A 12,923-nucleotide genomic window follows, 5' to 3' on the forward strand; every position below is an offset into this window, starting at 1 on the left:
ATGAGCGAGTTGTTGTCCTCAGTCAGTGAACATCTCCTGGCACCCGGTGGCGTGACCATCGAAAGCTTGCAAACCGTGCTGGGCGATCTCGCCGGGCCAGGCATCGACGCCGCCGACCTGTATTTCCAAGGGCAGATATCCGAATCCTGGGCGCTGGAAGATGGCATCGTCAAGGAAGGCAGTTTCAACCTTGACCAGGGTGTAGGCGTGCGTGCGCAATCCGGGGAAAAAACCGGCTTTGCCTACAGTAACGCCATCACTCTGGAGGCCTTGGGATTGGCTGCCCGCGCGGCGCGTTCGATCTCCCGTGCCGGCCAAAATGGCACGGTGCAGGCATTCAGTACCCAGGACGTGGCCCAGTTGTACGCACCGGATAACCCCTTGGAAGTGATCAGCCGTGCGGAAAAGGTCGAGCTGCTCAAGCGCATCGATGCGGCCACCCGCGCCCTCGACCCGCGTATCCAGCAGGTCACTGTGAGCATGGCGGGGGTGTGGGAGCGCATCCTGGTGGCGTCCACTGATGGCGGGTTGGCTGCGGATGTACGGCCGTTGGTGCGCTTCAATGTCAGTGTGATCGTCGAGCAGAACGGCCGCCGCGAGCGTGGCGGCCATGGCGGCGGCGGGCGTACCGACTACCGTTATTTCCTCGCCGAGGACCGTGCCATGGGCTATGCCCGTGAGGCGCTGCGCCAGGCGCTGGTGAACCTGGAGGCCATTCCGGCGCCGGCGGGTACCTTGCCGGTGGTGTTGGGGTCAGGCTGGTCCGGTGTGTTGCTGCACGAAGCGGTGGGCCACGGCCTGGAAGGGGACTTCAACCGCAAGGGCAGCTCCGCTTACAGCGGGCGTATGGGTGAGATGGTTGCTTCCAAGCTGTGCACCATCGTCGATGATGGCACGCTGGCCGGGCGTCGCGGCTCGCTGAGCGTCGATGACGAAGGCACGCCGACCGAGTGCACCACGTTGATCGAAAACGGTGTGCTCAAAGGCTACATGCAAGACAAGCTCAACGCTCGCCTGATGGGCGTGGCGCGCACCGGCAATGGCCGTCGCGAGTCCTACGCGCACTTGCCGATGCCGCGCATGACCAATACCTACATGCTCGGAGGGCAAAGCGATCCGGCGGAAATCATTGCCTCGGTGAAGCGCGGGATCTACTGCGCCAACCTCGGCGGTGGCCAGGTGGATATCACCAGTGGCAAGTTCGTGTTCTCCACCAGCGAAGCGTACCTGATCGAAGACGGCAAGATTACCGCGCCGGTCAAGGGGGCGACGTTGATTGGCAACGGCCCGGAAGCCATGAGCAAGGTGTCGATGGTCGGTAATGACCTGTCGCTGGACAGTGGCGTGGGCACTTGCGGGAAGGATGGGCAGTCGGTGCCGGTGGGTGTCGGCCAGCCAACGCTGAAGATTGATGCAATCACCGTGGGTGGCACGGGGTCGTAAGGGGTGGAGCTTCGGGTGGCAAGGATCGCCACCCGGGGAAGGGCATCAACGCAGGCCGCGTTGAGTCTCGTCCAGCTCACGGATGTACTTGAAGATTTTACGGCTGGTGGCCGGCGCCTTGTTATGCGCCTGCTCATGCTGGGCTTGACGGATCAGGGAGCGCAATTGCTGGCGGTCCGCGTCCGGGTAGTCCAAGACGAATTTCTCCAGCACCGCGTCATCGCCCTCGATCAGGCGATCACGCCAACGCTCCAGGTTGTGGAAGCGTTCGTTGTACTGGCGAGTGGAGGCATCGGTTTGGTCGAGCAAGGTCAGAATGGCGTCAATGTCCTGATCGCGCATCAGCTTGCCGATAAACATGATGTGCCGTTTGCGCGCGATATTCGCGGTGTGCTTCGGTGCATCCGCAAGCGCCCGGCGCATTTCGTCGGTCAGTGGCAATTTTGCAATCAAGTCTTTCTTGAGCGTTGTAAGACGCTCGCCGAGGTCAACCAGAGCATGCAGCTCGCGTTTGACCTGGGTTTTGCTTTTCTCCCCATCGAGGGAGTCGTCGTAAGAATCAACCATGGTGGCAGTCCGCAAAGAAACGTCGCCATGATAACCAGTCGGGGGCCGCTTGTCCGGCCCGGTCGCTCGATGGCCTTAACCGAAAGCAGAATTTGAGTGGAGAAAACCATGAGTGCAGCCCAAAGCGTCGGTCCGCAAGCGTTACCGGCCCTGCAGGAACAAGTCGAGCAGATCCTGGCCGAGGCCAAGCGCCAGGGGGCCAGTGCCTGTGAAGTCGCGGTGTCGCTGGAACAGGGCCTGTCGACATCGGTGCGCCAGCGCGAAGTGGAAACCGTTGAGTTCAACCGTGACCAGGGATTTGGCATCACCTTGTACGTGGGCCAGCGCAAAGGCTCGGCCAGTACCTCGGCCAGCGGTCCGGAAGCGATTCGTGAAACTGTGGCCGCGGCATTGGCAATCGCCAAGCACACCTCCGAGGATGAAAGCTCGGGCCTGGCTGACAAGGCATTGATGGCCAGGGACTTGAAGGATTTTGATCTGTTTCATGCCTGGGATATCACGCCGGAGCAAGCTATTGAACAGGCCCTGACCTGTGAGGCGGCGGCATTCGATGCCGATAGTCGGATCAAGAATGCCGATGGCACCACATTGAGTACGCATCAGGGTTGTCGCGTGTACGGAAACAGCCATGGTTTTATTGGCGGTTATGCGTCCACTCGCCATAGTTTGAGCTGCGTGATGATCGCTGAGGCCAATGGCCAGATGCAGCGCGATTACTGGTACGACGTGAATCGTCAGGGTGAGTTGCTGGCAGACCCGGTGAGCATTGGCCAACGCGCCGCACAACGCGCCGCGAGCCGTCTGGGTGCGCGCCCGGTGCCGACCTGTGAAGTGCCTGTGCTGTTTTCGGCTGAACTGGCCGGAGGGTTGTTCGGCAGTTTCCTGGGCGCGATTTCCGGCGGCAACCTGTATCGCAAGTCGTCGTTCCTTGAGGGGGCTATCGGCCAGAAGTTGTTCCCTGAATGGCTGACCATCGATGAGCGCCCACACTTGATGCGTGCCATGGGCAGCTCGGCGTTCGACGGTGATGGCTTGGCAACCTATGCCAAACCGTTCGTCGAGAACGGCGAGCTGGTCTCCTACGTACTGGGCACCTACGCTGGCCGTAAACTCGGCCTGCCCAGCACGGCCAACTCGGGCGGTGTGCATAACCTGTTTGTGACCCACGGGGACGAGGACCAGGCAGCATTATTGCGGCGCATGGGGCGCGGTCTGCTGGTGACCGAATTGATGGGCCATGGCCTGAACATGGTCACCGGTGACTATTCCCGAGGCGCGGCGGGTTTTTGGGTGGAAAACGGCGAGATTCAATTCGCCGTCCAGGAAGTGACCATCGCCGGCAACATGCGCGATATGTTCAAGCAGATCGTTGCCGTGGGTAATGACCTGGAACTGCGCAGCAATATCCGCACCGGTTCGGTGTTGATCGAGCGAATGACCGTCGCCGGTAGCTAACACCTCCCTCGCTTCATAAAAGGCATGCCATCCCACGATGGCGTGCTTTTTTTATGCGCGCGCCGCAGAACGATTAGTCGGCCGCTATTGTTTTGATTCTCAATATCATTTAATAATAAATATCATTACCGAGCGAGTGTGGAGCATGAGTTCTGTCCTGCATGAGGATCCGTACCTGGAAAGCTGGCGCTGGATGAGTCGTCAGATTCGCTGTGGCCTCGATCCCAATGAGCCTCGCCTGATCGAACATTACCTCAGCGAGGGGCGATACCTGGCGTGTTGCACCGCGACCCATCCGTGGACCATTGCTGAAACAGCGTTCTGCCTGTTGATCGACACCGCCAGCGATATCGCGCTGCCGTGGCATTGGCGTTCCATGTGCCTGGACCAGGCCTGGCGCCCGCTGCGAGACCTGGAAAAACTTTCCCACTGTGCCTGCCGCCTCAAGCGCTGGCAGACCTTTGCCTGGCAATTGGCGACGTGCCAATTGCTGCCTTCGATTTCTCACTCCGACTTGGTGCAAGGATCTTCCGATGAGTAACACCCGTATCGAACGCGACAGCATGGGCGAGCTGCAAGTACCTGCCGAGGCCCTGTACGGTGCCCAAACCCAGCGTGCGGTGAATAACTTTCCGATCAGTCACCAACCCATGCCGGCACAATTCATTCGTGCACTGATCCTGGCCAAGGCCGCAGCGGCCAAGGTCAACGTCGATCTCAAGCAGATCAGCGAAGGGCAGGGCAAGGCCATTGTCGACGCCGCCCAGGGCTTGCTGGAAGGCGATTTCATGCCGCATTTCCCGGTGGATATCTTCCAGACCGGCTCCGGCACCAGTTCCAACATGAACGCCAACGAAGTGATCGCCACCCTGGCCAGCCGTTTGCTGGGCGAGGCGGTCAACCCCAATGACCATGTGAACTGCGGGCAAAGCAGCAACGACATCATTCCGACCACCATCCATGTCAGCGCCGCGCTGGTGTTGCATGAGCAAACATTGCCGGCCTTGCTGCACCTGGTGCAGGTGATCGAGCAGAAGGCAGAGGAGGTTCATCCCTTCGTCAAGACCGGCCGCACACACCTGATGGACGCTATGCCGGTACGCATGAGCCAGGTGCTCAATGGTTGGGCGCAGCAACTCAGGGCCAATATCGGCCACCTGCAAGGCTTGCTGCCGAGCCTGCAAGCCCTGGCGCAGGGCGGCACGGCGGTGGGTACCGGAATTAATGCGCACCCGGAGTTTGCCGCACGGTTCAGTCAGCAACTGAGCAGCCTGACCGGTGTGAAGTTCACGCCGGGCAAGAACCTGTTCGCGCTGATTGGCTCCCAGGACACCGCTGTCGCCGTCTCTGGCCAATTGAAAGCCACCGCCGTGTCGCTGATGAAAATCGCCAATGACCTGCGCTGGATGAACTCCGGCCCACTCGCAGGCCTGGGTGAAATCGAGCTGGAAGGCTTGCAGCCTGGCTCGTCGATCATGCCGGGCAAAGTCAATCCGGTGATCCCGGAGGCGACCGCCATGGTGGCTGCGCAAGTCATCGGCAATGACACGGTGATCACGGTTGCCGGCCAATCCGGCAACTTCGAACTGAACGTGATGCTGCCGATCATTGCCCAGAACCTGCTCAGCAGCCTGGAGCTGCTGGCCAATGCCAGCCGTTTGCTGGCGGACAAAGCCATTGCCAGCTTCAAGGTCAACGAGGCCAAGCTCAAGGAGGCGTTGTCACGCAATCCGATCCTGGTCACCGCGCTCAATCCGATCATTGGTTACCAAAAGGCCGCTGAAATCGCCAAGAAGGCCTATCAACAGGGTCGTCCAGTGATCGATGTCGCTCTTGAACACACTGACTTGCCTCGCAGCCAACTGGAAATTCTGCTGGATCCGGAAAAGCTCACGGCCGGCGGCGTGTAATCACCGACCCCGCTTTGGAGGCTCACCATGGAGCACTGGAAACGCACGATCGAACGCGCCAATCGCTGCTTTATGCAGGGTGATCTGGTCGATGCTCGCGAGGCCTATCTGCAGGCCCTGGCCCTGGCCCAGGTATTGTTTGAACGCTGGTCGGATGCTGACGAAGCTGTGGCGGCTTGCGTGATTTCCCATCACAACCTGGCGGACCTGCACCTGCGCCTGAACCAGCCAGAGGAAAGCGCCGAATACCTGTGCGCCATTCACCAACGCCTGCTTCAGACCATGCAGGACGCACGCTTGAGCCCACAACTGCGCGAAGCGGCGTTGCACCAGAGCAGTAAGACCTACGTCGAATTATTGAATTTTATCAGCGATCACGGTGAGTACCCGCGTACCCATCGCCTGCTGGGCGGTACTGCGGCGCATCCGACCCCTCCTCAATACGGAGCACATTGATATGACTTACACCTTGCCTGCCTTGCCTTACGCCTATGACGCCCTGGAACCGCATATCGATGCGCAAACCATGGAGATTCACTACACCAAGCATCACCAGACCTACATCAACAACTTGAACGCGGCGGTCGAGGGCACCGAATTCGCCGGTTGGCCGATAGAGAAACTGGTGTCCAGTGTTCAGCAATTGCCGGAGAAACTACGCGCGGCGGTGATCAACCAGGGCGGCGGCCACGCCAATCACTCGCTGTTCTGGGCCGTGATGTCGCCCCAAGGCGGGGGCAAGCCTGAAGGGGCCCTTGGCAAGGCAATCGATGAGCAACTGGGTGGTTTCGACAGTTTCAAGGACGCGTTTACCAAGGCGGCGTTGACCCGTTTCGGCAGTGGCTGGGCCTGGCTGAGCGTTACCCCGCAAAAGACCCTGGTGGTGGAAAGCAGCGGTAACCAGGATAGCCCGTTGATGAACGGCAATACGCCGATCCTTGGCCTGGATGTCTGGGAACATGCCTACTACTTGCTGTACCAGAACCGTCGCCCGGAATACATCAATGCCTTCTACAGTGTTATCAACTGGCCGGAAGTCGCCGCACGCTATCAAGCCGCCCTGGCCTGACATTCACCCTCATAACAAGATCTAAGGCCGACTATGGGCACTGAAACATTGGCGATCAGCAGCGTGCGAATGTTCCGTTATGCGTTTGGCTCGCTGCTGTTATTGGCAGGGACGACATTGCTGGTGGCCCACGGGCTGGCCTGGCTGGACCTGGCACCGCGCATCCTGCGCGCGTTGCAGGGCGGGGCGATCTGCGCGCTCGGCACGGCGTTGGGCGCGGTGCCGGTGCTGGTGATTCGGCGGATGCCGGTGGCCTTGGGCGATACCTTGTTGGGCTTTGGTGCCGGTGTGATGTTGGCGGCGACTGCGTTTTCATTGGTTGTGCCGGGCATAACGGCGGCCCAAAGCCTGGGGCTCTCGCCCTGGGGCGCGGGCGGCTTGATCAGCTTCGGCATTATGCTGGGGGCGTTCGGGTTGTACCTGGTGGATCGCAGAGTCTCCGGTGCCAGCCCGGAAATGCTGGTGGGCACTCCGGAAAAACCGGTAATCCCGCCGCGCATCTGGCTGTTTGTATTTGCCATCATCGCTCACAACATTCCGGAAGGCATGGCGGTGGGTGTCTCCGCCGGTGGCGGCATGCCGGATGCGGACAGCCTGGCCATGGGCATTGCCTTGCAGGATGTACCAGAAGGCCTGGTAATTGCCTTGGTATTGGCCGGGGCGGGGATGTCGCGGGTCAAGGCGTTCCTGATCGGTGCCGCTTCAGGTTTGGTAGAACCGGTATTCGCCGTGCTCTGCGCCTGGTTGGTGAGCCTGGCGCAGGTGCTGTTACCTCTGGGGCTGGCGCTGGCGGCTGGGGCGATGTTGCTGGTGGTGACTCACGAAGTCATCCCCGAATCGCGCCGCAATGGCCACGAAAAACTGGCCAGCCTTGGCTTGTGCATCGGGTTCTGCTTGATGATGGTGATGGATACTGCGTTGGGCTGAGGCCATTGCGGCCTCGTGCCTGAGTCAAAAGCGGGTTTATTCGCCCTCGTCAAAGTAGTTGTTGATCAGCGCCACCAGGGCATCCATCGCTTCCTGTTCTTGCTCGCCTTCGGTCTTCAAATGAATCGTTGTGCCCTTGCCGGCCGCCAGCATCATCATGGCCATGATGCTCTTGCCATCGACCATGGAGTCCGGGCTGCGCCCGGCGCGGATCTGGCAGGGAAACTGCCCGGCGACGCCGACGAACTTGGCCGAGGCCCGGGCGTGCAAACCCAGCTTGTTGATGATTTCAATTTCACGAGCGGGCATCGCGGGGGTGTTCCTTTCAGCTGAGGTCGCGGTGGCGGACCTGGACGTTCTTGAGGGTTTGTTGCAGCACCTGGCCCAGGCGTTCGGTCAGGTAGACGGAGCGGTGGTGGCCGCCGGTGCAGCCGATGGCAATGGTGACATACGCGCGATTGCTCGCGGCGAAACGCGGCAACCATTTGAGCAAGTAGCTGGAAATGTCCTGGAACATCTCCTCTACATCAGGCTGCGCGGCCAGGTACTCAGCCACAGGCTGGTCCAACCCGGACTGCTCGCGCAGTTCAGGCTTCCAGTAGGGGTTGGGCAGGCAGCGCACATCGAACACCAGGTCGGCATCCACCGGCATCCCACGCTTGAAGCCGAATGACTCGACGAGAAACGCCGTGCCGGGCTCGGGCTGGCTCAACAGGCGCAGCTTGATAGCGTCGCGCAGTTGATACAGGTTGAGACTGGTGGTGTTGATCTTGAGGTCGGCCAGATCAATGATCGGGCCCAGCAGCTTGGTTTCGTCCTCGATGGCTTCGGCCAGGGAGCGGTGCGGGCTACTGAGCGGGTGGCGTCGACGGGTTTCGGAGAAACGCTTGAGCAGTGTCTCCTCGTCGGCGTCCAGGTACAGCACATCACAGTGGATATGCTTGGCGCGCACTTCTTCAAGCAGTTCCGGGAAGCGCGACAGGTGGCTGGGCAAGTTGCGCGCGTCAATCGAAACGGCTACCAGCGGTTGCGCCAATTCGGTGTGAATAAGTGCACGTTCCGCCAGTTCCGGCAGCAGGCCGGCGGGCAGGTTGTCGATGCAATAGAAGCCGCTGTCCTCAAGCACATTGAGCGCGGTGCTTTTACCCGAGCCTGAGCGGCCGCTGACGATGATCAAACGCATGATTAGTGCCCGTTTTGTTCATCCAGGACAACTTGATACAGCGCCTCATTGCTGCTGGCACTGCGCAGTTTGTCGCGGACGTCCTTGCGGTCGAGCATGCTGGCGATCTGCCGGAGCAGTTCCAGGTGCGCATCGGTGGCGGCTTCCGGGACCAGCAGCACAAACAGCAGGTCGACCGGGGCACCGTCGATGGCGTCGAAATCGATGGGCGCTTCCAGGTGCAGCAGGGCGCTCACGGGACTATTGCAACCTTTGAGGCGGCAGTGAGGAATGGCGATACCGTTGCCAAAACCTGTGGAGCCGAGTTTTTCACGGGCAACCAGCGCTTCGAAGACATCTTGCATCTCCAGATCCGGCACCTCGCGGTGGATCAGGTTGGCAATTTGTTCGAGGGCTTTTTTCTTGCTGCCGCCCGGCACGTTCACGAGGGAACGGCCGGGGGTCAGGATGGATTCAAGTCGGATCATGGGGGGAGGGTTAACGACCTGTACCTTGCATCAGGTGCAGATTCTTTTCCTTATGCTTTATGAGTTGGCGGTCCAGCTTGTCGTAGAGCGAGTCAATCGCCGCGTACATGTCCTCATGCTCAGCATTGGCGACGAGCTTGGCATTCGGTACGTGCAGGGTGGCCTCGATTTTCTGCTTGAGCTTATCGACCTCCATGATGACCTGCACGTTGGTGATCTTGTCAAAATGCCCCGCAAGCTTGTTCAGCTTGCTCTCGGTGTACTCACGCAGGGGCTTGGTGACTTCCAGCTGGTGTCCACTGATGTTGACTTGCATACAGCTTCTCCTTCGTTGCCAGTGCATAAAGCGGCGGGTAGGAATACCCGCCACTGGAACGCTGTGGCCCGCCCGTCACATCAAACGCTTACGCTCGCTGGAAGGCGCGATCCCAAGGGACTCGCGGTACTTGGCGACGGTTCGACGGGCGACCTGAATGCCTTGTGCCTCCAGTAAACCAGCGATCTTGCTGTCACTCAACGGCTTTTTCTGATTTTCCGCGGCAACCAGTTTTTTGATGATCGCGCGGATCGCCGTGGACGAGCATTCGCCGCCCTCGGAGGTGCTGACGTGGCTGGAGAAAAAGTATTTCAGCTCATAGATACCCCGTGGGGTATGCATGAATTTCTGCGTGGTCACCCGTGAAATCGTCGACTCGTGCATGCCCACCGCTTCGGCGATGTCATGCAGGACCAGCGGCTTCATCGCCTCGTCGCCGTACTCCAGGAAGCCGCGCTGGTGCTCGACGATCTGGGTGGCCACTTTCATCAGGGTTTCGTTGCGGCTTTGCAGGCTCTTGATGAACCAGCGCGCTTCCTGCAACTGGTTGCGCATGAAGGTATTGTCGGCACTGGTGTCGGCGCGTTTTACAAAACCGGCGTATTGCGGGTTGACGCGCAGGCGCGGCACCGACTCCTGGTTAAGCTCAACCAGCCAGCGTTCGTTGTCCTTGCGCACGATCACATCGGGAATCACGTATTCGGCTTCGCTGGATTCGATCTGCGAGCCTGGGCGCGGGTTGAGGCTTTGCACCAGCTCGATGACCTGGCGCAGGTCATCTTCCTTGAGCTTCATGCGGCGCATCAACTGGCTGTAGTCGCGGCTGCCCAGCAGGTCGATGTAATCGGTGACCAGGCGTTGGGCTTCCGCGAGCCACGCAGTCTTGGCGGGCAACTGGCGCAGTTGCAGCAGCAGGCATTCGCTGAGGGTGCGCGCGCCGATACCGGCGGGTTCGAACTGCTGGATGCGGTGCAGGACGGCTTCGATTTCGTCCAGTTCGATGTCCAGTTCCGGGTCGAAGGCATCGAGAATTTCTTCGAGCGTCTCGTCCAGATAGCCCTGGTTGTTGATGCAGTCGATCAGGGTCACGGCGATCAGGCGATCGGTGTCCGACATCGGCGCCAGGTTCAGTTGCCACAGCAGATGGCTCTGCAGGCTTTCGCCGGCGGAGGTGCGGGTGGTGAAGTCCCACTCGTCATCGTCGTTGCTGGGCAGGCTGCTGGCACTGGTCTGGTAGACGTCTTCCCAGGCGGTGTCCACCGGGAGTTCGTTGGGAATGCGTTCGTTCCAGTCGCCTTCCTCAAGGTTATCCACCGTCGGGGCGGTTTCCTGATAGGACGGTTCCTGCACGTCGGAATTGGGTTTTTGCTCGATGTTGTCGGCCAGCGGGTCTGCATTATCGAAGTCGTCGCCCTCTTCCTGGCGTTCGAGCATCGGATTGGACTCCAAGGCCTCCTGGATTTCCTGTTGCAGGTCCAGGGTCGACAATTGGAGCAGGCGGATGGCCTGTTGCAGCTGCGGTGTCATCGTCAGCTGCTGGCCCATTCTCAGGACTAGCGATGGTTTCATGGCAGGGGCTTAACACCTTATTCGCCGGCGCAGTGCGCCATCCACGACAGGGCGCGTGAGCGCCAAACATAAGCAAATTATATGCCTGATATCGGGGGCTTTGCCTAGAGCGCGGTAACAATAAAAAACTCGAGGTTTTTATTGACTCCCGCGCTCCAGGCGACCGACTTGCCGCCGCCTTGTCGGTACGGACAGGTTTACAGGCGGAACTCGTGACCCAGGTACACTTCCTTGACCAGTTCGTTGGCGAGGATAGTCGCGGAGTCACCCTCGGCGATCAATTGGCCATCGTTAACGATATACGCGGTTTCGCAGATATCGAGGGTTTCACGCACGTTGTGGTCGGTGATCAGCACACCGATACCCTTGGCCTTGAGGTGGTGGATGATCTGCTTGATGTCACCGACCGAGATCGGGTCGACGCCGGCAAACGGTTCGTCCAGCAAGATGAACTTGGGGGCGGTCGCCAGGGCACGGGCGATTTCCACGCGGCGGCGTTCACCACCGGACAGGCTCATGCCCAGGTTGTCGCGAATGTGGTTGATGTGGAATTCCTGCAGCAGGCTTTCCAGCTCCTTGCGGCGCCCATCGCGGTCGAGTTCCTTGCGGGTCTCAAGGATCGCCATGATGTTGTCCGCAACCGACAGTTTGCGGAAGATCGACGCTTCCTGGGGAAGATAGCCGATACCGGCCCGCGCACGGCCGTGCATCGGCTGGTGGCTGACATCCAGGTCGTCGATCAGAACGCGACCCTGGTCCGCCTGGACCAGGCCGACGATCATATAGAAGCAGGTGGTCTTGCCGGCGCCGTTGGGGCCGAGCAAGCCGACGATCTGGCCGCTGTCGATCGACAGGCTGACGTCGCGCACGACCTGACGGCTTTTATAGGCCTTGGCCAGATGCTGGGCTTTCAGGGTTGCCATTACTCGGCCTTCTTCTTCGGCTGGATAACCATGTCGATGCGTGGGCGCGGCGCGGTGACTTTGCTGCCATTGGCGCGACCGGCGTTAGCGATCTGCTTCACGGTGTCATAGGTGATTTTTTCACCTTCCGTGGAGTTGCCGTCCGGGCTCAGCACCTTGGCCTGGTCAATCAGGACGATGCGATTCTGCTGGGCGTGATACTGGATAGTCTTGCCGTAGCCTTTCATCGGACCTGTGTCGGTAGCCGACTGCTTCTGTTCGAAGTAAGCCAGGTTGCCTACCGAAGTCACGACGTCGATGTCACCGCTTTGGGTGCGCGTCAGCGTTACGGTATTACCGGTGATCTTCATCGAACCTTGGGTGATGATCACGCCGCCGGTGTAGGTCGCTACACCTTGCTTGTCATCCAGTTGCGCATCATCAGCCGAAATGTGGATCGGCTGCTGGCTATCGTTCGGCAGAGCCCAGGCGCTCACGCTTCCCAGTACAGCGCCCAGGCCGAGCAAAATAGGGAGAGTTTTAACGAGCCTCATACTGTCCTCTTACGTTCGATAGCAGGTGTATCCTGCTTTCTTTCAAATACGCTTTCATTCCCTTGCCAGTCGATACACCGCCAGCGCCGTCGATTCTAACGTCTTGCTCGGTCTGCGCATATTGCTTCTGTGGGAATACGGTCATGCGACTGCTGGTAATCACGGTGTCACGGTTCTTGGCATCGGTGCGCGCGACGCGCACCGAGTCAATCAGCTCCACCTGGGTGCCGTCCGGGTTCACTTCGCCACGCTTGCTGGTGACGTGCCAGGGAAACTCAGTGCCGCGATAAAGGTTCAAGTCCGGGTTGGTCAGCAAGGTAACTTCGCTGGCCTTCAAATGCTCGACCTTGTCCGAGGTCATTTCATACTGCACCTTGCCGTCGGGCAGGAACTGCACGCTGTAGGCGTTGGTGGCGTAATAGTCGATAGCGCCTTTGTCGACCTGCGCGGCAGGCTGGTCGAGGAAGCGCTCCGGGCTGATATTCCAGTAGCCCACCGCCAGGAACAGCGCGGCGATGACTCCGAATAGCAGGAAGTTGCGAATCTTTTTGCTCAGCATAT

The 12,923-nt window shown here is 59.8% G+C and carries 16 protein-coding genes; 7 read left to right on the forward strand and 9 right to left on the reverse strand.

Annotated features, from left to right (window positions below):
• Positions 1-1,443, forward strand: a complete 1,443-nt coding sequence (tldD, locus tag PSH66_RS05100; RefSeq protein ID WP_003171793.1) for a metalloprotease TldD — start codon at positions 1-3, stop codon at positions 1,441-1,443.
• Between the two features lie 45 nt (positions 1,444-1,488).
• On the opposite strand, the gene yjgA is transcribed toward tldD, so the two are convergent.
• On the reverse strand, positions 1,489-2,010 hold the full coding sequence (gene yjgA / locus PSH66_RS05105; protein WP_042944182.1) for a ribosome biogenesis factor YjgA: 522 nt from the start codon (positions 2,008-2,010) through the stop codon (positions 1,489-1,491).
• 108 nt (positions 2,011-2,118) lie between these two features.
• Between yjgA and pmbA the strand changes: the two genes are divergently transcribed.
• The 6 genes from pmbA (at position 2,119) to PSH66_RS05135 (ending at position 7,371) form a co-directional block, all read left to right on the forward strand.
• The gene (pmbA, locus tag PSH66_RS05110) at positions 2,119-3,465 is read left to right on the forward strand and encodes a metalloprotease PmbA (protein ID WP_003171795.1); all 1,347 of its coding nucleotides are present in this window, start codon (positions 2,119-2,121) and stop codon (positions 3,463-3,465) included.
• A gap of 145 nt (positions 3,466-3,610) precedes the next feature.
• Positions 3,611-4,006 (forward strand): FagA protein, encoded by a 396-nt coding sequence (locus tag PSH66_RS05115; RefSeq protein WP_305428509.1) that lies wholly within the window; start codon positions 3,611-3,613, stop codon positions 4,004-4,006.
• Positions 3,999-5,375, forward strand: a complete 1,377-nt coding sequence (locus PSH66_RS05120) for a lyase family protein (RefSeq protein WP_003171797.1) — start codon at positions 3,999-4,001, stop codon at positions 5,373-5,375. The genes PSH66_RS05115 and PSH66_RS05120 overlap by 8 nt, the downstream gene beginning before the upstream one ends.
• 27 nt (positions 5,376-5,402) lie before the next feature.
• On the forward strand, positions 5,403-5,831 hold the full coding sequence (locus PSH66_RS05125; protein WP_003171798.1) for a hypothetical protein: 429 nt from the start codon (positions 5,403-5,405) through the stop codon (positions 5,829-5,831).
• A 1-nt stretch (position 5,832) separates the two neighbouring features.
• Complete coding sequence (locus PSH66_RS05130) at positions 5,833-6,444, forward strand: superoxide dismutase (protein ID WP_305428510.1); 612 nt, start codon at positions 5,833-5,835, stop codon at positions 6,442-6,444.
• Positions 6,445-6,477: 33 nt separating this feature from the next.
• Positions 6,478-7,371: a ZIP family metal transporter gene (locus PSH66_RS05135; RefSeq protein ID WP_305428511.1), complete on the forward strand. Its 894-nt coding sequence runs from the start codon at positions 6,478-6,480 to the stop codon at positions 7,369-7,371.
• Positions 7,372-7,407: 36 nt separating this feature from the next.
• Here PSH66_RS05135 and PSH66_RS05140 read toward each other — a convergent pair whose 3' ends face one another.
• The 8 genes from PSH66_RS05140 to lptC all read right to left on the reverse strand — a co-directional run bounded on the left by PSH66_RS05140 (position 7,408) and on the right by lptC (position 12,921).
• Positions 7,408-7,680: an HPr family phosphocarrier protein gene (locus PSH66_RS05140; protein ID WP_305428512.1), complete on the reverse strand. Its 273-nt coding sequence runs from the start codon at positions 7,678-7,680 to the stop codon at positions 7,408-7,410.
• A gap of 16 nt (positions 7,681-7,696) precedes the next feature.
• Complete coding sequence (gene rapZ, locus PSH66_RS05145) at positions 7,697-8,554, reverse strand: RNase adapter RapZ (RefSeq protein WP_078731581.1); 858 nt, start codon at positions 8,552-8,554, stop codon at positions 7,697-7,699.
• Positions 8,555-8,556: 2 nt separating this feature from the next.
• Positions 8,557-9,021: a PTS IIA-like nitrogen regulatory protein PtsN gene (gene ptsN / locus PSH66_RS05150; RefSeq protein WP_003171803.1), complete on the reverse strand. Its 465-nt coding sequence runs from the start codon at positions 9,019-9,021 to the stop codon at positions 8,557-8,559.
• Between the two features lie 10 nt (positions 9,022-9,031).
• Complete coding sequence (gene hpf, locus PSH66_RS05155) at positions 9,032-9,337, reverse strand: ribosome hibernation-promoting factor, HPF/YfiA family (protein WP_003171804.1); 306 nt, start codon at positions 9,335-9,337, stop codon at positions 9,032-9,034.
• Positions 9,338-9,412: 75 nt separating this feature from the next.
• Positions 9,413-10,906: an RNA polymerase factor sigma-54 gene (locus PSH66_RS05160; protein WP_078731583.1), complete on the reverse strand. Its 1,494-nt coding sequence runs from the start codon at positions 10,904-10,906 to the stop codon at positions 9,413-9,415.
• Positions 10,907-11,103: 197 nt separating this feature from the next.
• Positions 11,104-11,829, reverse strand: coding sequence for an LPS export ABC transporter ATP-binding protein (lptB, locus tag PSH66_RS05165; RefSeq protein WP_003171806.1), 726 nt, complete (start codon positions 11,827-11,829; stop codon positions 11,104-11,106).
• Positions 11,829-12,362, reverse strand: a complete 534-nt coding sequence (gene lptA, locus PSH66_RS05170) for a lipopolysaccharide transport periplasmic protein LptA (RefSeq protein ID WP_003171807.1) — start codon at positions 12,360-12,362, stop codon at positions 11,829-11,831. The genes lptB and lptA overlap by 1 nt, the downstream gene beginning before the upstream one ends.
• Positions 12,349-12,921 (reverse strand): LPS export ABC transporter periplasmic protein LptC, encoded by a 573-nt coding sequence (gene lptC / locus PSH66_RS05175; RefSeq protein WP_003171808.1) that lies wholly within the window; start codon positions 12,919-12,921, stop codon positions 12,349-12,351. Before lptC ends, lptA begins: the two co-directional genes overlap by 14 nt.
• Positions 12,922-12,923: the final 2 nt, after the last annotated feature.

Origin of the sequence: Pseudomonas sp. FP597 (assembly GCF_030687435.1) — a bacterium.
GTDB lineage: Bacteria > Pseudomonadota > Gammaproteobacteria > Pseudomonadales > Pseudomonadaceae > Aquipseudomonas > Aquipseudomonas lactucae.

What these genes read in the sequence shown, in the direction of transcription:
- ptsN (WP_003171803.1), bottom strand. Translation starts at nt 9,021, where the DNA reads ATGATCCGACTTGAATCCATCCTGACCCCCGGCCGTTCCCTCGTGAAC.
- yjgA (WP_042944182.1), bottom strand. Translation starts at nt 2,010, where the DNA reads ATGGTTGATTCTTACGACGACTCCCTCGATGGGGAGAAAAGCAAAACC.
- lptB (WP_003171806.1), bottom strand. Translation starts at nt 11,829, where the DNA reads ATGGCAACCCTGAAAGCCCAGCATCTGGCCAAGGCCTATAAAAGCCGT.
- PSH66_RS05120 (WP_003171797.1), top strand. Translation starts at nt 3,999, where the DNA reads ATGAGTAACACCCGTATCGAACGCGACAGCATGGGCGAGCTGCAAGTA.
- lptA (WP_003171807.1), bottom strand. Translation starts at nt 12,362, where the DNA reads ATGAGGCTCGTTAAAACTCTCCCTATTTTGCTCGGCCTGGGCGCTGTA.
- PSH66_RS05135 (WP_305428511.1), top strand. Translation starts at nt 6,478, where the DNA reads ATGGGCACTGAAACATTGGCGATCAGCAGCGTGCGAATGTTCCGTTAT.
- tldD (WP_003171793.1), top strand. Translation starts at nt 1, where the DNA reads ATGAGCGAGTTGTTGTCCTCAGTCAGTGAACATCTCCTGGCACCCGGT.
- PSH66_RS05125 (WP_003171798.1), top strand. Translation starts at nt 5,403, where the DNA reads ATGGAGCACTGGAAACGCACGATCGAACGCGCCAATCGCTGCTTTATG.
- PSH66_RS05130 (WP_305428510.1), top strand. Translation starts at nt 5,833, where the DNA reads ATGACTTACACCTTGCCTGCCTTGCCTTACGCCTATGACGCCCTGGAA.
- PSH66_RS05160 (WP_078731583.1), bottom strand. Translation starts at nt 10,906, where the DNA reads ATGAAACCATCGCTAGTCCTGAGAATGGGCCAGCAGCTGACGATGACA.
- hpf (WP_003171804.1), bottom strand. Translation starts at nt 9,337, where the DNA reads ATGCAAGTCAACATCAGTGGACACCAGCTGGAAGTCACCAAGCCCCTG.
- pmbA (WP_003171795.1), top strand. Translation starts at nt 2,119, where the DNA reads ATGAGTGCAGCCCAAAGCGTCGGTCCGCAAGCGTTACCGGCCCTGCAG.
- PSH66_RS05115 (WP_305428509.1), top strand. Translation starts at nt 3,611, where the DNA reads ATGAGTTCTGTCCTGCATGAGGATCCGTACCTGGAAAGCTGGCGCTGG.
- lptC (WP_003171808.1), bottom strand. Translation starts at nt 12,921, where the DNA reads ATGCTGAGCAAAAAGATTCGCAACTTCCTGCTATTCGGAGTCATCGCC.
- rapZ (WP_078731581.1), bottom strand. Translation starts at nt 8,554, where the DNA reads ATGCGTTTGATCATCGTCAGCGGCCGCTCAGGCTCGGGTAAAAGCACC.
- PSH66_RS05140 (WP_305428512.1), bottom strand. Translation starts at nt 7,680, where the DNA reads ATGCCCGCTCGTGAAATTGAAATCATCAACAAGCTGGGTTTGCACGCC.